Source organism: Hymenobacter daeguensis, from assembly GCF_054780555.1.
The window spans coordinates 86,169-104,945 of sequence record NZ_BAAGWC010000016.1; the positions used below are offsets into that span (position 1 = coordinate 86,169).

At 64.0% G+C, this 18,777-nt stretch carries 15 protein-coding genes; 10 read left to right on the forward strand and 5 right to left on the reverse strand.

The features are described 5' to 3' along the window. Nucleotides 1-158 precede the first annotated feature (158 nt). From ACYVHT_RS16640 to ACYVHT_RS16655, 4 genes are all read right to left on the reverse strand, one after another. Nucleotides 159-2,285, reverse strand: a complete 2,127-nt coding sequence (locus ACYVHT_RS16640; protein WP_460554305.1) for a WG repeat-containing protein — start codon at nt 2,283-2,285, stop codon at nt 159-161. 48 nt (nt 2,286-2,333) lie between these two features. Beyond that, nucleotides 2,334-2,804, reverse strand: a complete 471-nt coding sequence (locus tag ACYVHT_RS16645; protein ID WP_460554308.1) for a DUF6799 domain-containing protein — start codon at nt 2,802-2,804, stop codon at nt 2,334-2,336. 246 nt (nt 2,805-3,050) lie between these two features. After that, nucleotides 3,051-5,699 (reverse strand): glucosidase family protein, encoded by a 2,649-nt coding sequence (locus ACYVHT_RS16650; RefSeq protein ID WP_460554311.1) that lies wholly within the window; start codon nt 5,697-5,699, stop codon nt 3,051-3,053. Between the two features lie 159 nt (nt 5,700-5,858). Continuing rightward, entirely contained in the window at nt 5,859-6,674 is an 816-nt protein-coding gene (locus tag ACYVHT_RS16655; RefSeq protein WP_460554314.1) for an SDR family oxidoreductase, read from the reverse strand. A 357-nt stretch (nt 6,675-7,031) separates the two neighbouring features. On the opposite strand from ACYVHT_RS16655, the gene ACYVHT_RS16660 reads away from it, so the two are divergent. From ACYVHT_RS16660 to ACYVHT_RS16685, 6 genes are all read left to right on the forward strand, one after another. Continuing rightward, nucleotides 7,032-7,841 (forward strand): phosphatase PAP2 family protein, encoded by an 810-nt coding sequence (locus ACYVHT_RS16660; RefSeq protein ID WP_460554317.1) that lies wholly within the window; start codon nt 7,032-7,034, stop codon nt 7,839-7,841. Nucleotides 7,842-8,060: 219 nt separating this feature from the next. Further along, complete coding sequence (locus ACYVHT_RS16665) at nt 8,061-9,713, forward strand: TldD/PmbA family protein (protein WP_460554320.1); 1,653 nt, start codon at nt 8,061-8,063, stop codon at nt 9,711-9,713. Nucleotides 9,714-9,880: 167 nt separating this feature from the next. Beyond that, entirely contained in the window at nt 9,881-11,215 is a 1,335-nt protein-coding gene (locus ACYVHT_RS16670; RefSeq protein ID WP_460554323.1) for a TldD/PmbA family protein, read from the forward strand. 118 nt (nt 11,216-11,333) lie between these two features. Beyond that, nucleotides 11,334-12,983: a TldD/PmbA family protein gene (locus tag ACYVHT_RS16675; protein WP_460554326.1), complete on the forward strand. Its 1,650-nt coding sequence runs from the start codon at nt 11,334-11,336 to the stop codon at nt 12,981-12,983. A 103-nt stretch (nt 12,984-13,086) separates the two neighbouring features. Next, nucleotides 13,087-13,419 carry a four helix bundle protein gene (locus tag ACYVHT_RS16680; protein ID WP_460554329.1) on the forward strand — a complete coding sequence of 111 codons (333 nt, stop codon included), beginning with the start codon at nt 13,087-13,089 and terminating at the stop codon, nt 13,417-13,419. Nucleotides 13,420-13,462: 43 nt separating this feature from the next. After that, the gene (locus ACYVHT_RS16685; protein ID WP_460554332.1) at nt 13,463-14,788 is read left to right on the forward strand and encodes a TldD/PmbA family protein; all 1,326 of its coding nucleotides are present in this window, start codon (nt 13,463-13,465) and stop codon (nt 14,786-14,788) included. Between the two features lie 122 nt (nt 14,789-14,910). Here ACYVHT_RS16685 and ACYVHT_RS16690 read toward each other — a convergent pair whose 3' ends face one another. Further along, nucleotides 14,911-15,540, reverse strand: coding sequence for a porin family protein (locus tag ACYVHT_RS16690; protein ID WP_460554335.1), 630 nt, complete (start codon nt 15,538-15,540; stop codon nt 14,911-14,913). A 259-nt stretch (nt 15,541-15,799) separates the two neighbouring features. Between ACYVHT_RS16690 and ACYVHT_RS16695 the strand changes: the two genes are divergently transcribed. The 4 genes from ACYVHT_RS16695 to ACYVHT_RS16710 form a co-directional block, all read left to right on the forward strand. After that, nucleotides 15,800-16,423, forward strand: a complete 624-nt coding sequence (locus tag ACYVHT_RS16695) for a DUF4159 domain-containing protein (RefSeq protein ID WP_460554338.1) — start codon at nt 15,800-15,802, stop codon at nt 16,421-16,423. 149 nt (nt 16,424-16,572) lie between these two features. Further along, on the forward strand, nt 16,573-17,550 hold the full coding sequence (locus ACYVHT_RS16700; protein WP_460554341.1) for an AAA family ATPase: 978 nt from the start codon (nt 16,573-16,575) through the stop codon (nt 17,548-17,550). Nucleotides 17,551-17,628: 78 nt separating this feature from the next. Continuing rightward, nucleotides 17,629-18,504 carry a DUF58 domain-containing protein gene (locus ACYVHT_RS16705; RefSeq protein WP_460554344.1) on the forward strand — a complete coding sequence of 292 codons (876 nt, stop codon included), beginning with the start codon at nt 17,629-17,631 and terminating at the stop codon, nt 18,502-18,504. A 12-nt stretch (nt 18,505-18,516) separates the two neighbouring features. Beyond that, the coding region (locus ACYVHT_RS16710; protein WP_460554347.1) for a BatA domain-containing protein at nt 18,517-18,777 on the forward strand (261 nt) is incomplete at its 3' end.

An 18,777-nucleotide genomic window follows, 5' to 3' on the forward strand; every position in this document is an offset into this window, starting at 1 on the left:
CAACCATAGATTGCCTTGCTGCCCTTTCTTATTTTATGGTGTCGGCCGGCCCTGGCCCGGCGCTGGATGACGTTGCTTCGGCGGCGCTGATACCCGGGGCAAACTACCCACCTCACCCCCAAGGCCTAACCGAACCGGAGCCCCGATTCGCAGCGGCGTTACTTTACCTCTTCGCCGTCCTTGTCAATCACGAAGCGGCGGCCGTGCTGCATCACGCGGGCCTTGCCATCGGCAAAATCGGCGGCCAGCTGGTAGCGGCCAAAAGGCTTGGTGCCCCGACTGGGGTCGTCGAGGTAGGCGGGATTGATAAAGGTGTAGCCGTCGCGCAGCCTCACCCGGGCCAACCCGCCCGAAAATGCGTAGGCTTCCTTGAAAATTACGGGCTTCTCGGGCTCTTCAGCGCCTTTGATGTAGTGCCAGCCCCGGTGGTCGAGCACGGCGGCATAGCCCTCGGCAAAGTCGAGGGCGTTGTAGTAATAGTGGTCGAACTCCTGCCCGTCCTCGTCGATGAAAGTGTAGGTATCGCCCACCCGGGCCCGCGCAAAGCCTTCGGAATAAGGATTCAGCGCGTCGTAAGCGGGTGCAATCACGTCGTGGCCTTGCTCGTCTACCAGGCCGTAGGCACCGTCTTTGGCCACCACGGCCTGACCCGCCCGAAACGGACTGGCTTCGGTGTATTGGGCCTTGATAACGGGCTCGCCGCTGGCATTAGCGTAGCCCCAGCGGCCATTTTCCTGGTAGGGCACGGGCGCTACGCGGCCGCCGTGGCCCAAGCCCCATACGCCCAGGGCCAGCACGGCCGCGCCGGCCACAGCCAGGGCCGCTTTCGGCTGGGCGCGGCCCCACTCCCCTGCCCGCCGCAGCTGGGGCAGCAGTCGGGCACCGAATGCCGCCCCGCGCTTCTGCCACTCGCCCCACTGCTTTTGCGCGGCAGCGGCAAAGCTGCCCGCAGCCACAGGACCGGCGGCTATAGAACCAGCCGAGACTTTCGCAGCGAGAGCGGCGGAGGCCGCATCGGGCCGTGGAGAAGCGGCCGGGTTGGTTGGATTAGACGACGGCGCAGCCGTAGCGGCAGCGGGAGCCGCCGTGTCTGCTGCCGCAGTTGCAGCCGGCGCTGTTGCCGTTGGGGGCGCGGGTGGGCTGACCGGGCGGGCGGGCGGGGGCGCTGCCTGGGCGGGCGGCGGGCTGGCAGCGGCCGTTTTATTCAGTTGCTCAATCAGCTGGCCCAGCTGCTGAATTTTGGCATCCAGCTCCTGGTTGCGGGCGGCCAGCTCGGCGCGGGAGGCCTGCATCTCGGCTTCGAGGGCGGCTTTCTCGCGGGTTTCGGCGCCAAGGCGGGAAACCAGGGCGGTGGCTTCGGCGGCAACGGGCGGGGCCTGGGCCAGCTCGGCGCGCAGTTGGGCGATGTTGCGCTCACGCTCGGCCTCGCGGGCTTCCAGGGCCGAAAGCTGGGTGTGCAGGTCGGCCTGCATTTGCTGGCGGAGCTGTTCGAGCTGCTCCTTTTCCTCGCTGCGGGCGCTGAGGGCAGCCGCGTAGCCGTAGGGCGGGTCGTCGTCGGGCACGTCGCTGGCCCCCAGCCAGCCCCAGAGGGCCCGCGCTTTCTGCCCCAGAAAGGTGCTGGCGGCGGCCACCGCAGGGCCAGCCGCCACCGAAGCCGCAGTGGCCGCCGGGCGCGGCGCATCCGGGACCGGAGCAGCGGGCGCGGCAGCGGCGAATTCCGCCCATTCGGCGGCCCACTCGGCAATGTCCTGCGGCGTGAGGTCGATTTCGGGCGTGGCCAGCTGGCGCAGGCGGCGCGGCAGGTCGGCGGGCTGGCCCAGGAGCTGAAAACCGGCGGGCGCGTCGCTGAGCGCGGCTTCCACATCGGGGTCGAAATCCGCGGGAGCCCTGAACATCACCATGCCCGTGATGAAGCTCAGATTGGCCTGGGCGGTGCTGAAGCGGGGGCGCAGCCAGGCTTCCAGCGCCGGTTTCTGGGTTCGAAACTGCTCGAAGGGGTTGTCAAAATCCTCAGTGCCGGGCAGGGCCGCCCCGTTTAGCAGCCAGGAGCCATAGCCCAGGGCCGGAATGCTGAGGTGGCCGCCGTCGGGCACCAGCAGCAGCAGCGTGATGCTGTGCGGCCGCACCACCACGGCATCGAGCGGGGCGGCCCCGTCTTCCAGCACCAGATTGCCCAGCAGCAGCGTGGCGGGCCCGGCATCGGCCTGCAGCGCCGCCCGAATGGCGGCAAACTGCTGCGTGCGGCCGGCATCGGCAAATGGAGAGGCGAGAAAACAATGAACCATAGAAACAATACGCACCACTGGCGGCACGGCGGGGGCGGCAGCGCGGGCTTAATCTTTCCAGCGGCCGTGGCCTTTGCCCTTGCCGTGGTGCTTTTTGGCTTTTTTAAACTTGAAGAAGCCGCGGCCAGGGTCGGCCGGGCCAAACACCTGCTCCAGCACCGTGGGCGGGGCCTCGGCACGGCTGGCCGCGGCTACCGTGGGCACGCCCAGCGTGAGGGCCCCGCTGGCGGCCGTGCGCACGGCCACCGGCCGGCCGCGCAGGTCGCAGCCCTGGCCTTCGCGCAGCTCGGTGCGCTGGCCATCGGCCGATACCACGAAGCCGTCTTTGGTGACGGTGGCGCCGGTGGGCAGGTGGGCATCGCGGGTCATGGGGCGGGGCTGGCCGTTGCGCACCACCTGCATCTGGCCATTCAGGCGGCGAAACCCGTCGTTGGCGGGCGGGCGCTGGGCGTGGGCCGGCGCAGCCAGCAGCAATAGCCAGCCGGTAGCCATCACAAGCCCGGGGTGACGCAGAAACATGGCAGCAGAAAACGGGATAAGTGAGGCCGCGAGCATCGGAGACGGCGGCGGGCCTTATACGTCGAATTCGGCGGCAGGCTGCCTTTGTTCGTAAATGGCCGGCACGCAAGCGGGCCAAGCCGCCGGAATCGTGCCATCTACAGTAACTTAGCGCACCGGCGCTGGCCACGATTTTCGGGGCAGACCAGCGCATCCCGCAATAGCCGGACGCGCCGTGCCGCAGGGCCAGCGGGCGGCTACGCCCGGCTAGCTGAACTTCTCTTCGCGGCCCCGCGGCTGCAGCAGCTTGGCAATCAGGCCCGTCCAGCCGGTTTGGTGGCTGGCCCCGAGGCCGTGGCCGTTGTCGCCGTGGAAGTACTCGTGGAACCACAGGTAGTCGCGGAAGTGGGGGTCGGTCTGCAGCTGCTTGTCGTCGCCGAAGCAGGCGCGGCGGCCGGTTTCGGGGTCGCGCAGAAAGAGCCGGGTCAGGCGGGCGGTGAGTGCATCGGCTACGTCGAGGAGCGTCACGGTCTGGCCGGAGTTGGTGGGGTATTCCACCCTGAAATCGTCGCCGTAGTAATGATGAAAGCGCTGCAGCGACTCGACGAGCAGGAAGTTGACGGGCATCCAGACGGGGCCGCGCCAGTTGCTGTTGCCGCCGAAGAGGCTGGTTTGCGACTCGGCCGGCTCGTAGTTGACCGTGAACTGGGTTTCGGTGCCCCGAAAGACGAACGGGTGGGCCAGGTGGTAGCGCGAGAGGCTGCGCACGCCGTAGGGCGACAGGAATTCGGCCTCGTCCAGCATTCTGGCCAGCAGGCGCTTCACGCGGTGGCCGCGCAGCAGCGAGAGCAGGTGGCGGGCGCCCTTGCCGGGCTCCTGCCAGCGCGAAACCAGCGAAGCCAGAACAGGCCGGTTATCCAGAAACCAGTTCATGCGCTCCAGAAACTTGGGCGCGCTGGTCAGCGTGTCCTCGTCAATCACCTCCACGGCAAACAGCGGAATCAAGCCCACCAGGCTCCTGACCTTCAGCAGCTCGTGGCCCCGGTCGGGCGTGTTCAGGGCGTCGTAGTAGAACTCGTCTTCGGTGTCCCAGAGGTCCATGTGCTCGTTGGCCACGTTGGTCATGGCCTCGGCGATGTAGAGGAAATGCTCGAAGAACTTGCTGGCCAGGTCCTGGTACACGGGGTTAGTCTGGCTGAGCTGCAGGGCAATGCGCATCATGTTGAGCGCGTACATGGCCACCCAGGCGGTGCCATCGGCCTGCTCCAGGTAGCCGCCGTAGGGCAGCGGCGCCGAGCGGTCGAACACCCCGATGTTATCCAGCCCCAGAAAGCCGCCCTCAAAAATGTTGTGGCCGTCGCGGTCCTTGCGGTTCACCCACCAGGTGAAGTTCAGGAGCAGGCGGTGGAAAATGGTTTCCAGAAAAACCACGTCGCCGGCATCGCCCCGGGCCTTCTGGTCGATTTTGAACACGCGCCAGGCGGCGTAGGCGTGCACGGGCGGGTTCACGTCGGCCAGCTTCCACTCGTAGGCGGGCAGCTGGCCGTTGGGGTGCATGTACCAGTCGCGGCACAGCAGCAGCAGCTGGTTTTTAGCAAATTCCGCATCGAGCTGGGCCAGCGGCAGGCAGTGAAAAGCCAGGTCCCAGGCCGCGTACCAGGGGTACTCCCAGGTATCGGGCATCGAGATGATGTGCTGGTTGTTGAGGTGGTTCCAGCCGGTGCCGTTGCGGCCGTCGAGGCGTTCGGGCGGCGGGGGCGGCAGCGCGGGGTCGCCGACCAGCCAGCGCGGCACATCGTAATAATAGAACTGCTTGCTCCACAGCATGCCCGCAAAGGCCTGCCGCTGCACGTTGCGCGCATCGGCATCGGTCAGGTCGGCTTGCAGCACCTGGTAAAACTGGTCGGCCTCGGCCTGGCGCAGCTTCAGCAGGTGGTCGAAGTCGGCAAAGGGCGCTTCCTTGCCCGGCCGGGCCAGGCGCAGGCGCACTACATGGGTGCTTTCGGGGCCCACGGCCAGCTCGTAGTGGGCGGCGGCTTTGGTGCCGGTGCGGGCGGGGTTTACCGCGCCAGCCTGGCCGTGCAGCAGGTAGTCGTTGATGCCATCCTTGAAAAAGTGTTCATCAGAAGGCGCATTGTAGAGGCGGCCGTTGTTGGTGTTGTTGTCGCAGAACAGCAGGTTGGGCTCCTCGTCGCAATACAGCATCATGGCACCCAGGTCCTTATGCTCGGCGTAGAGCTGGTTGTCGTGCGTGGCGGTAATCTGGGGGCGGTAGTCGTCGTAGCCCCAGGCCCAGGTATTGCGGAACCAGAGCTGCGGCAGCAGGTGCAGCGTGGTATGGTCGGGGCCCCGGTTCACGATGGTGAGCTGAATGAGAATGTCCTCCGCATCGGCCTTGGCAAACTCCACGAACACGTCGAAGTAGCGGTTTTCGAGAAACATGGCCGTGTCCATGAGCTCGAATTCGGGGCGGCTGCGGTCGCGGCGGGCGTTTTCGGTCACCAGCCACTCGTAGGGGAAAGCGTGCTGCGGATACTTATAGAGCATCCGCTGGTAAGAGTGCGTGGGCGTGGCGTCGAGGTAGTAGTACACTTCCTTCACGTCCTCGCCGTGGTTGCCTTCGGGGTTGCTCAGGCCGAACAGCCGCTCCTTCAGAATGGCATCCTGTCCGTTCCAGAGGCCCAGGCCGAAGCAGATGGTCTGGTCTTCGTCGCAGAAGCCGGCCAAGGCCTCTTCGCCCCAGCGGTAGGCGCGGCAGCGGGCCTGGTCGTGGGTGGTAAAGTTCCAGGCGTCGCCGTTGGCGCTGTAGTCTTCGCGCACCGTGCCCCACTGGCGCTCTGCTACATACGGGCCAAATTTGCGCCAGGGCCGGGTGCCGGCATTGGCTTCGGCCAGTCGTTGGTGTTCGGGGGTCATGCGGTTTTGTCTGGATGATGAGCGGCTATAAAACAGGTTGTCATCCTGGGCGCAGCGAAAGACCTCATCACGCCCGAATGGTTTGCCGTACTTTCAAACAGCTCCGAGGTGATAAGGTCCTTCGCGGCGCTCAGGATGACAGACGATTTTTGCGGATTCTCATCCATTATCGGCAAAGCCGGGGTAGAGCGTCATGCCGCCATCCATAAAAATGGTTTGGCCGGTGATGTAGTCGGCCTCATCCGAGGCCAGCCAGGCGGCGAGGTTGCCGATGTCGGCCGGGTCGCCCACGCGGTTGTAGGGAATGAGGGTGAGCAGGGCTTTCTCCTCCTCGGGGGTGTCGCGGGCCGAGAGGTTGATGGGCGTGGCAATGGCCCCGGGCGCGATGCTGTTGACGCGGATTTTGTGCGGGGCCAGCTCCTGGGCGGTGCTCTTCATAAGCTGCATGATGCCGCCCTTGCTGGCCGCGTAGTTTACATGGCCGGCCCACGGAATCACTTCGTGCACCGAGCTCATGCAGATGAGCTTGCCCATGGCCCGCGAAATCTCGGGCTGCTCGCCGCGCCGGATAAACTCGCGGGCGCCCTCGCGCAGGCACAGAAACTGCCCGGTCAGGTTCACGTCAATCACCTTCTGCCACTGGGCCAGGGTCATGTCAACAAACTTGGCATCGACCTGCAGGCCGGCGTTGGCCACCACGATGTGCACGGTGCCAAACCGCTCGATGGTTTGCCGGAACATGGCCTGCACCTCGTCTTCCTTGCTCACGTCGGCCTTGATGGCCAGGGCCGTGCCGCCGGCCGCTTCGATGGTGGCCACGGTGGCCTTGGCGCCGTCTTCGTCGTGGCCGTAGTTGACTACCACGGACGCGCCGTGGGCGGCCAGTGCCACGGCCACGGCCACGCCGATGCCGGAGCTGGCCCCCGTGACGAGGGCAATTTGATTGGCGAGACGCCGGGGGTCGGGAGTGGGCATGCGGTATGGAATAAAGTGGATGGCTTCAGAACGCAATGCTACGCGCCAAGCCTGTGGATTGAATGAAGTACCCGAGCGTCGGGCCGGGGCACCATAGCCTTACGCACAGCTTTGGGCCGGGTTTGTTGGCCAGGGGCCGGCCGGGCTGCCGCCGGCGGGCGCACAGCCCGCGGCCAGCCATGCCCCAGCTGGCATGGCTCAGCCAGCAGCAGCCCGGAAACTACTTTTTAAAGCAAAGAGCGATAGCCCGTTCCGGAAAAATCAGGTTTTTCTAACGCCCCGCACGTTACGTTTGTGTTACCCGCCTCGTAGTCTGCCCACGTAGTGCCCTTTTATTTACTTCATCGCCGATAGTTCATGCGCGCCCGCTTACGCTCCTACCTCACCGCCTTTTTCCTGCTGACGGGCACCATCGGTCCCGTTTATGCGCAGGTGCCCACTGCCCCAGCGGCCGACACCACCCAAAAATATGCCAACCCCGGCGGCGTTTCGGCCCCCGGCAACAGGCCGTTTCTCAAAAGCAAGCTGTTCAGGGCCGTGGCCATTCCGGCGGTGCTCATCACCTACGGGGCCATCACGGCACAGGGCGACGCAGGCATCAACCGCGACGCGCGCACCTTCGTGCAGAAGCAGTTCCGGCCCGTCAACACGATGATTGACAACACGGTAATTTTCCTGCCCTACGTCGAGCTGGGCGCGGTGGCCCTGGCGGGCGTACAGTCGCGCAACGACCGCATCAACACCCTGCTCATCATTGCCAAGGGCGAGGCCATTATGCTGGCTTCCACGTTTGCCGTGAAGTACCTGGCCAACGAAACCCGGCCCAACGGCGCCGACAACCTCTCGTTTCCGTCGGGCCACACGGCGCAGGCGTTTCTGGCGGCCAGCATCGTGCACACCGAGTTCCGCGACAAAAGCCAGTGGTACGGCATTGGCGCCTACACCATTGCCACCAGCGTGGCCGCCCTGCGCATGATAAACGACAAGCACTGGCAGAGCGACGTGGTGGCCGGTGCGGGCTTCGGCATCCTTTCGGCTCACCTGGCTTATCTGAGCCACCGCAACCGCTGGGGCCGCAAAAGCATCGGCCGCGACATTGGCATGGCCCCGGCCTACTTCGGCAGCGGCGCAACGGGCGTGAGCCTCAGCTGGCGGCCTTCGAAATAGCCGCAAAACGACATTTTCCCTTTTCCGAAAACCCTGCCCCTTTCCGGGGCAGGGTTTTTTACTGCTCCGGCCGGCCACCGTCCCCTTTGCTGCTGAATGCGCGGAAAGTATCTACTTTTTCAGATAAAGCAACGTCTGCCGTGCAGGCTTGTCTTTTTCATTAGATTTTGTCTCCATCTTTACGAATCTGCTTTTCTATTCCTCAAAAACTACGCTGCCTTGAAAAGACGTGACTTTGTCGGACTCACCGGCCTCGCGACCGGTGCCCTCTTCCTCCCCAGCCTGCCGGGCTTTGGCGGCAGCCCCGTGGACCCCGCCCGCCTGCTGGAGCCGGGCGCCGATGCGGCCCAGAAAAAGCGCCTCGCCGATGCCGGCCTCAACGCCGCCAAGGCCGCCGGCGCTACCTACGCCGACGTGCGCATTGGCCGCTACCTCAACCAGGGCATTTTCACCCGCGAGAAGCAGGTGCAGAACATTGCCAGCACCGAGAGCTACGGCGTGGGCATCCGCGTCATCGCCAACGGCACCTGGGGCTTTGCCAGCACCAACAACGTGACCGAGGCCGGCATTGCCAAAGCCGCCCAGCTGGCCGTGCAGATTGCCAAGGCCAACTCGAAAGTGCAGAAGGAAAAGGTGCAGCTGGCTCCGCAAAAAGGCTACGGCGACGTGACCTGGAAGGCGCCCATTCAGCAGAATGCCTTCGAGGTGCCCATCAAGGACAAGGTGGATTTGCTGCTGGGCGTGAATGCGAAGGCACTGGATTTGGGCGTGTCGTTCATCAACTCGGTGCTGTTTCAGGTGAACGAGCAGAAGTATTTCGCCAGCACCGACGGCTCGTACATCGACCAGGACATTCACCGGATTTACCCCACGTTCGGCGTCACGGCCATCGACCGGGCCAGCGGCAAGTTCCGCTCGCGCCAGGCCATGAGCTCGCCCGTGGGCATGGGCTACGAGTACCTCACGCCCAAAGCCCAGGACAAAGTGGCCGGCCCAACGGGCTCCGACATCATCGGCTACAAACACAGCTACGACATGCTGGAGGACGTGGCCCTGGCGGCTAAGCAGGTGAAGCAGAAGCTCACCGCCAAATCGGTGACGCCCGGCAAATACGACCTTGTGCTCGACCCCCATCACCTCGGCCTCACCATTCACGAAAGCGTGGGCCACCCGCTGGAGTTGGACCGCGTGCTGGGCTACGAGGCCAACTACGCGGGCACCTCCTTCGCCACGCTGGAGTGGAAGGCCAGGAACATTCCCTACGGCTCGAAAGCCGTGAACATCGTGGCCGACAAAACCCAGCCGGGCACCCTGGGCGCGGTGGGCTACGACGACGAAGGCGTGAAAACCAAGCGCTGGGACCTCATCAGGGAGGGCCGGTTGGTGGACTATGAGAAAATCCGCGACCAGGCGCACGTGGTGGGCCAGAACGAGTCGGATGGCTGCTGCTACTCGCAAAGCTGGCAGGATGTGCAGTTCCAGCGCATGCCCAACGTGAGCCTGCAGCCCGGCAAAGCCAAGATGAGTGTTGATGAGCTGATTAAAGGCGTTGACAAGGGCATTTACATTGCCGGCAACGGCTCGTTCTCCATCGACCAGCAGCGCTACAATTTCCAGTTCGGCGGGCAGGTTTTTTACGCCATCGAGAAGGGCAAAATCACCGAAATGCTGGAAGACGTGGCTTACCAGGCCAATACCCAGGAGTTCTGGAACAGCTGCATCGCCTCGTGCGACGAGAGCGACTTCCGCTACTTCGGTGCTTTCAACGACGGCAAGGGCCAGCCCAGCCAGAGCTCGGCGGTGAGCCACGGCAGCAGCACCACGCGCTTCAACGGCGTGAACGTGATTAACACGGCCCGCAAAATCGGGTAGGAACGCGCCATGGCGCGTTCGGCGGCCGGGGCAGTGAAACGGCTCCTGCGATTTATTCAACGATTGAACGCGCCATGGCGCGTTCGGCGGCCGGGGCGGTGAAACGGCCCTGCGATTTATTCAACGATTGAACGCGCCGTGGCGCGTTCCTACAACTCTCTATTCAAATGGCCATTCTTTCCAAAGACGAAGCCCAGACCATTCTCAAAAAGGTCCTCAGCTTCAGCACCGCCGATGAGTGCGATGCCACGCTGAACGGCACCATTGGCGGCAACGTGCGCTCGGCCCGCAACTCCATCAGCACGGCCGGCGCCAACGACAACATTTCGCTGGCCGTGGAAAGCCGCTTCGGCAAGCGCAGCGGCGTGGCGACCTGCAACGAGTTCGACGACGCCACCCTGCGCCGCTGCGTGCAGCGGGCCGAGGAGATTGCGCGGCTCGCCCCCGAAAGCCCGGAGTACATGCCCCTGCTCGGCCCCCAGACCTACCTCGACGGCGGCCGCTCCTTCTCCCCCGCTACTGCCGCCATCGACCCCGATTACCGGGCCCGGCAAATCGGGGCCAGCATGGCGCTCTGCGACCAGAAGAAGCTCAGCTCCGCCGCGTTTCTGGACGACTCGGTGGGCTTCGTGGCCAAGCGCAACTCGAAGGGCCTGGAAGCCTACCAGCAGGTTTCGAACGTCACGTTTTCGGTGACGGTGCGCACGCCCGACGGCACCGGCTCGGGCTACGCCTCGGGCGACTACACCGACGCCACAAAGATGGACGCCGCCCGCTTCACCAAAATTGCCGCTGATAAAGCCGCGTCCTCGATGAAGGCGCGGGCCATTGAGCCGGGCAAGTACACCGTCATTCTGGAGCCCAACGCCCTGCTTTCCAACGTGGATACGTCGCTGCTGGGCGCGCTGATGTTTTCGCTCGACGCCCGCAATGCCGACGAGGGCCGCAGCTTCCTGAGCAAGAAAGGCGGCGGCAACAAGAAGGGTGAAAAGCTGTTCGATGAACGGGTTACCATCTATTCCGACCCGCTGAACCCGGAAATCAGCGACCTGACGTTCAGCGGCGACGGCCGGCCGCAGCAGCGCACCACCTGGATTGAAAAGGGCGTGGTGAAAAACCTGTACTCCTCGCGCTACTGGGCCCAGAAGACCGGTATCCCCGACCTGCCCCGCCCCAACGGCTGGATTATGGAAGGCGGCACCCAAAGCACGGCCGACCTCATCAAGGGCACGGCCAAGGGCATTCTGGTCACGCGCCTGTGGTACATCCGCCCCGTCGACCCGCAGACGCTGCTGTTTACCGGCCTGACGCGCGACGGCACGTTCTACATCGAAAACGGCGCTATCAAATTCCCCATCAAGAACTTCCGCTTCAACGAAAGCCCGGTCATCATGCTCAACAACCTGGAAGCCATAGGCAAGCCGGTACGCCTGAACGGCAACCTGGTGCCGCCGCTGAAAATCCGGGACTTCACCTTTACGAGCCTGTCGGACGCGGTGTAAGCTGTGGCGCAGACGCGGCAAGTCCGCGCGGTGGCAAACGGCTCAGCATTTCCTTCTCAATCCAAACGCGGACTCGCAGTGTCCACGCTACTCCTTCACCTTTCACTCTCTGCACCTTATGAAAAGACGCGACTTTGTCGGCCTCACCGGCCTTGCCACCGGGGCTTTGTTTCTGCCGAGCCTGCCGGGCTTCGGCCACACCCCCGTTGACCCCGCCCGCCTGCTGGAGCCGGGCGCCGATGTCATGGTGAAAAAGCGCATCGCCGACGCGGCGCTGAACGCGGCCAAGGCCGCCGGCGCCAGCTACGCCGACGTGCGCATCGGCCGCTCGCTCAACCAGTACGTGTTTACCCGCGAGAAGCAGGTGCAGAACATTGTGAGCACCGAGAGCTACGGCGTGGGCATTCGGGTGCTGGTGAACGGCTGCTGGGGCTTCGCCTCCACCAGCGTGGTGACGGAAGCCAGCGTGGCCGCCACCGCCCGCGTGGCCGCCGACATTGCCAAGGCCAACAAGCTGGTGCTCAAGGAGCCCGTGCAGCTGGCCGCTCAGCAGGGCTACGGCGAGGTGAGCTGGAAAACCCCCATCCAGCAAAGCGCTTTTGAGGTGCCCATCAAGCAGAAAGTGGATTTGCTGCTGGCCGCTAACGCCGCTGCCCTCGATGCAGGGGCTAACTACGTGAACTCGGGCCTGTTTCAGGTGAACGAGCAGAAGTATTTTGCCAGCACCGACGGCTCCTACATCGACCAGGACATTCACCGGCTGTGGCCCACGTTTTCGGCCACGGCGGTGGATACCAAGACCGGCAAGTTTCGCTCGCGCGAGTCGCTGAGCGCGCCGGTGGGCCTGGGCTACGAGTACCTCACGCCCAGCGTCGCCGAGCAGGTGCGCGGCCCGCAGGGCACCGACACCGTGGGCTATAAGCTGCGCTACGACATCCTGGCCGATGCGGCGCTGGCCGGCCGGCAGGCCAAAGCCAAGCTGACGATGAAATCCGTCACGCCCGGCAAGTACGACCTCGTGCTCGACCCCGGCCACCTGGGGCTGACCATTCACGAAAGCGTGGGCCACCCCACCGAGCTCGACCGCGTGCTGGGCTACGAGGCCAATTTTGCCGGCACCAGCTTCGCCACTTTGGAGTGGAAGGCCAAAAACCTGCCCTACGGCTCGAAGGCCGTGAACATTGTGGCCGACAAGCTGCAGCCGGGCTCGGTGGGCAACGTGGGCTACGACGACGAGGGCGTGAAAACCCGCGAGTGGGACCTCATCAAGGAAGGCAAGCTGGTGAACTACCAGAAAATCAGGGACCAGGCGCACATCGTGGGCCAGAAGGAGTCGGACGGCTGCGCCTACGCGCAAGGCTGGGAAGACGTGCAGTTCCAGCGCATGCCCAACGTGAGCCTGCGCCCCGGCACCGCCAAAATGAGCCCCGACGAGATGGTGAAAGGCGTGGAAAAGGGCATTTACATTGCCGGCGCCGGCTCGTTCAGCATCGACCAGCAGCGCTACAACTTCCAGTTTGGCGGGCAGCTGTTTTTCGCCATCGAGAAAGGCAAAATCACGGAGCCGCTGGAAGACGTGGCCTACCAGTCGAACACCCAGGAGTTCTGGGGTGCATGCCAGGGCTCGTGCGATGCCTCGGACTACCGCCTGTTCGGCACCTTCTTCGACGGCAAGGGCCAGCCGGCGCAGGTGTCGTCGGTGAGCCACGGCTCGGCCACCACGCGGTTCAACGGCGTGAATGTCATCAACACGGCGCGGAAGGTGTAGGAAATGTGGAAATACGATTGATGTGAAAAATGTGGAAATGGTAGCAGGAGTAGACTCAAACGCAAACGGGAACGGGAACGGTGCGAAACCTGATAATCCAGTCGTGAGGCTCTCCTTTGAGTTAGCGCTGGCAGTGCTGGCCTATGTAGAAGAACTAGAAGCCGCTCGTCGCTACGTCGTGGCTCGCCAGTTGCTACGTTGCGGCACTTCAATCGGAGCCAATGTGCGCGAAGCCCAGCACGCCGAAAGCCGCGCTGACTTTGTACACAAATGCAAAATCGCCGCCAAGGAGGCCGAGGAAACCGATTACTGGCTGCAGCTCTGCACCCATGCCCCTAATTACCCCACGCCGCACACATCCCTCAACGATACGCTGCTGAGTGTCCGCCGCCTATTAGCCCGCATCATCATATCCAGCAAAGCCAACACCGCCTGAATTTTCACCTTTTCCCATTCTGCAAATTTCCACATTTAAAAACATGGCTATCCTCTCCAAAGACGAAGCTCAGGCTTTACTCAAGAAAGTCCTCACTTACAGCACCGCCGACGAGTGCGAAGCCTCCCTGCGCGGCCGCACCACCGGCAACATCCGCTACGCCCGCAACAGCGTGAGCACGGCCGGCGCGCAGGACTCTGTGTCGCTGGCCGTGGAGTCGCGCTTCGGCAAGCGCAGCGGCATTGCCACCTGCAACGAGTTCGACGACGACACCCTGAAGCGCTGCGTGCAGCGGGCCGAGGAAATTGCCCGCCTCGCGCCCGAAAGCCCCGAGTACGTGCCGTTTATCGGCCCGCAGACGTACCTGAACCCGCCCTCCACGGCCACTACGCTGCTCACGGCCGCCACCCGCGCCCAGGCCGCCGCCGACAGCATGAACCTGTGCGCGGCCAAGAACCTCACCGCCGCCGGCTTCCTCGATGGCGGCACCCGCTTCGTGGCCAAGCGCAACTCCAGGGGCCTCGAAGCCTACCAGCAGTCCACCAATACCGACTTCTCGGTGACGGTGCGCACGGCCGATGGCAAAGGCTCCGGCTACGCCATTGCCGACGTGACGGACCCCGCCAGGCTCAACGCCAAAGGCCTCACCCAGCGCGCCGCCGACAAAGCCCTCAGCTCGGTGAATGCCAAGGCCATTGAGCCCGGCAAGTACACCGTGATTCTGGAGCCGGCCGCGCTGATGGACGGCGGCGATTTGTCGCTGCTGGGCGGGCTCATCTATGGCATGGGTGCCCGCGAGGCCGACGAAGGCCGCAGCTTCCTGAGCAAGAAAGGCGGCGGCAACCGCAAGGGCGAAAAGCTGTTCGATGAGCGGGTTACCATCTACTCCGACCCCATGAACGCCGAGGTGCCCGGCAATGCCTTCGACGGCGACGGCCTGCCCACCAAACGCCAGACCTGGATTGAGAAAGGCGTGGTGAAGGACCTGTTTTATACCCGCTTCTGGGCCGAGAAAAGCAAGGTGCCGGCCACGGCCTACCCCAACGGCTTCATCATGGCGGGCGGCACGCAAAGCACGGCCGAGCTCATCAAAAGCACAGCCAAGGGCATCCTCGTCACGCGCCTGTGGTACATCCGCGAGGTTGACCCGCAGACGCTGCTCTACACCGGCCTGACGCGCGACGGCACGTTCTACATCGAGAACGGCGTCATCAAATTCCCCATCAAGAACCTGCGCTTCAACGAAAGCCCCATCATCATGCTCAACAACATCGAGGCCATCGGCCGGCCCCAGCGCCTGGCCGGCTGCCTGGTGCCGCCGCTGAAAATCAGGGACTTTACGTTTACCAGCTTATCCGATGCGATTTAGCATTCGTCTGTCATCCTGAGTTGCCTGTTATCCTGAGCGCAGCGAAGGACCTTCTTACGTCTGAAGCTTTCTTGCCCTAACGTAAAAAGGTCCTTTGCTGCGCTCAGGATGACAGCTGGTGTTTACTTCTTCCCGCCAAATTGAAATGCCGCATATACCTGAAAAACGCGGTTTTGCAGGCGCGGGTCGTTGATGCCGGTCAGGTTTTTGGCGTCGTTGATGTCGTTGAGGCCCGCCACCAGCCGGCCGCCGAGGGAGAAATTGCTGGCCAGCCTGAGGCCCACGCCACCCACCACGCTGAAGTCGCCGCGCTTGAACTGGCTGGTGGCCGGGCGCGACTCGTTGCCGTAGGCCGGCATGCCGTCGGCGGTGAAGCCGACCTGGTATTTGCCCGACTGGCTGGCGCTGAGCAGCACGCCAAACTGCGGCCCGGCCTCCAGAAACACGGGCCCCACGGTGAGCTTGGCCAGGATGGGCACGGTGAGGTAGTGCAGTTGGCTGTCGTAGTCGGTGAAGGCCGATTTCAGGTTGCCGCCCTGCAGCGAGTACTGGATTTCGGGCTGGATGGAAAGCGGGCCGAGAAGGTCGGCCTGATAGAAAATCCCGACGTGGTAAAACGGCTTATACGAGGCGCTTGCGCCGTCCTGCCCGGTCATCTCGGCCACGTTCAGGCCACCTTTGATGCCGAACTGGGCCCGGGCCAGCGGCGTGAAGAACAAACTCAGGAAACCGATAAAAAGCAGCTTTTTCATAGCAGTGAATAGCAATAGGATGATGGAAATGGACGCACAATTTCTGCTGTTCCGGCAGTAGCTTCGGCCGCGGGCCGCCGGCCCCGGCGGGGGTTAATACCGCCTGGGCTGGGCAAAAGGTTGCGGGTTTGGTCGATAGATTTGGCCTGACTTGCGGCCAATCAGCCAACGCCGGAAGCAACGCAATTATTCCTGGTCCGACTATCGCGCGGAAGTCCGGTTTATTCTCTTCGTCTTTTACGCCTCCGTCCCTACTGCCGTGCCCGCTGCTCCTTTCACTTTCGTGCGCCTGAGCTACCATTCCGGCGACTGGGACGCGGTGGACGAGCGGATGCCCGCCAACCTGCTGCATTCGCTGGTGCAATACACCAAAGTACCCGTCGAGCCCAAGGAAAAAGTGGTGGCCCTGGACAGCCCGGAGCTGTTCAACTACCCCTTCTGCTACCTGAGCGGGCACCGGCTGGTGCAGTTTTCGGGCGCTGAAAAGCAGAACTTTATCCAGTACGTGCGCAACGGCGGCTTCGTGTTTGTGGACGACTGCAACCACGATATCGACGGGCTCTTTGCCCGTTCCTTCGAAGAGCAGATGCGGCAGTGCTTCGGCGCGGGGGCGCTCAGGAAAATCCCCAAAACCCACCCCATCTACTCCCAGTTTTTCACTTTCAAAGACGGCCCGCCCAACACCGGCTTCGAGCTCAACGGCTGGGGCGACGACCTGGTGCACGACTACCTGAAAGCCATCGAGATAAAGGGCCGCATTGGCGTGCTGTACTCCAACAAAGACTACGGCTGCGAATGGGACTACGACTTTCGCAACAAGCGCTTCCTGGCCGAAGACAATACCAAGTTTGGGGTGAATATTCTGCTTTATGCCCTGACGTGATTTCCAAAAAACGTCATACCGAACGCCGCCGGGGCATGACACAATCCGTTACTAATCAAAGTATTAATATCTAAAAAATAATTACTGCCAGACGCGAGATGCCTCGGCGGCGCCCGGCATGACGTTCTTATTTCCTCCCGACAATCCGAATGACCGAACAAGAAGTAAACACGCTGCTCGCCAGGCTGCCCGTGCTCAAGGCCGAAATCGCCAAGGTCATCGTGGGCCAGGCAACGGTGCTCGATGAAGTGCTGGTGGCCCTGCTGGCCGGCGGGCACGCCCTGCTCGAAGGCGTGCCCGGCCTGGCCAAAACGCTGCTGGTGCGCACCCTGGCCGCCGCAACGGATTTGCCCTTCCGCCGCATCCAGTTCACGCCCGACCTGATGCCGACGGACATTCTGGGCACCGAAGTGCTGGAGGAGGACCACGGCACCGGCCGGCGCTCGTTCGTCTTCAAGCCGGGGCCCATCTTCGCTAGTCTGGTGCTGGCCGATGAAATCAACCGCACGCCGCCCAAAACCCAGGCCGCCCTGCTCGAAGCCATGCAGGAAGGCCACGTCACCTACGCCGGGCAGGAGCACGCGCTGCCCCGGCCCTTCTTCCTGCTGGCCACCCAGAACCCGATTGAGCAAAGCGGCACCTATCCCCTGCCCGAGGCCCAGCTCGACCGGTTTCTGCTCTACGTACGCATCGGCTACCCTACCGAGCAGGAGGAGCTGGCGGTGCTGCGCGGCACCACCGGCACCGCCGGCCAAACCGTGCAGCCCGTGCTGGGCGGGGCCGACATCCGGGCGCTGCAGGCGCTGGTGCGGCAGGTGAGCCTGAGCCCGGATTTGATGGACTTCGTGAACCGGCTGGTGCGGGCCACGCGGCCGGCCACGTCGGAGGTGAAATTCATCAGGGACTACGGGCGCTGGGGCGCGGGGCCGCGGGCCGGGCAGGCGCTTATCCTTTGCGCCAAGGCGCGGGCGCTGCTGCACGGCCGCTTCGCCGCCACGCTGGAGGATGTCCGGACGCTGGCCCCGCCGGTACTGCGGCATCGGGTGCTGCTGAATTTCAACGCCGAAGCAGAAAACCTCACGCCCGATGATGCCGTGGCGGAATTGCTGAAAGCAGTGGCAGTGTAGCGCGGACTTTTAGTCCGCGAGTGTTATAATCCTGCTCAAATCGTTCGATTCGCGGACTGAAAGTTCGCGCTACAACTCATGCTCACCCCCGAACTCCTGCACGGCCTGAAAAACCTCTCGCTGGCCGCCCGGCAGGCGGCCGAGGGCTTCCTCAACGGCGCGCACGCCAGCCGGCGGCACGGCGCGGGCATGGAGTTCAGCCAGTACCGGCCCTACCAGCCCGGCGACGACCTGCGCCGCCTCGACTGGCGCCTGGCCGCCCGCTCGGACCGCTACTACCTGCGCGAGTCGGAAATCGACACCAGCCAGACGGTGCACCTGCTGCTGGATGCCAGCGCCAGCATGAACCACCGCGACGACAACGGCCTCACCAAGCTCGACTACGCCCGGCTGCTGCTGGCCGCGCTGGCCTATCTGGCCACCCGGCAGGGCGATGCCGTGGGCCTTACCGTGCTTAGCCCGGCCGGCTTGCAGCACCTGCCGCCCCGGGCCGATGCCCGCCAGCTGCCGCGCCTCTGCCACGCCCTGGAAACGGCCGCCGCCGCCGGCCGCTTTCCGGCCGCCGAAACGCTGGCTCCCCTCACGGCCCGCCGGCAGCGCTCCCTCACGGTTTGTGTGAGCGACCTATACGAAGATGGCACCGAAATCAACACCCTGCTTACCCGCCTGCGCGCTACCAGCGGCGACGTGCTGCTGCTGCACCTGATGGCCCACAACGAGCTGGCCTTCACCTACCAGGGCGCGGTTACGTTCCGGGATTTGGAAACGGGCCAGACGCTGCAAATCGACGCCGGCCAGCAACGGGCAGCCTATCAACTGAAGCTCCAGAGCTGGCTGCGCGAAACGGCCCAAACTGCCCGCCGCAGCAGCTTCGACTACCACCTGCTGGACACCTCGCACCCCCTGGACGGGGCCATGCGCGAGTTTATCAGGCGACGCAACCTCACCCTTTGACGCTCGTCCCGCATGGTTAGCTTCTTACATCCTGCTGCTTTCTGGGCCCTCACGGGCCTGCTGGTGCCGGTGGCCATTCATCTCTGGAACCGGCGGCCCGGCCGCGAGGTGGCCGTGGGCAGCCTGCGCTGGCTGGCCACCGGGGCCAACCGCCGCCTGCGCAGCCTGCAGCCGGAGCAGCTGTGGCTGCTACTGTTGCGGGCAGTGCTGCTGGCCCTGCTGGCCGGGGCGGTGGCCGGGCCGGTGTGGCGGCAGCGCCGGCCCGCCAGCCGG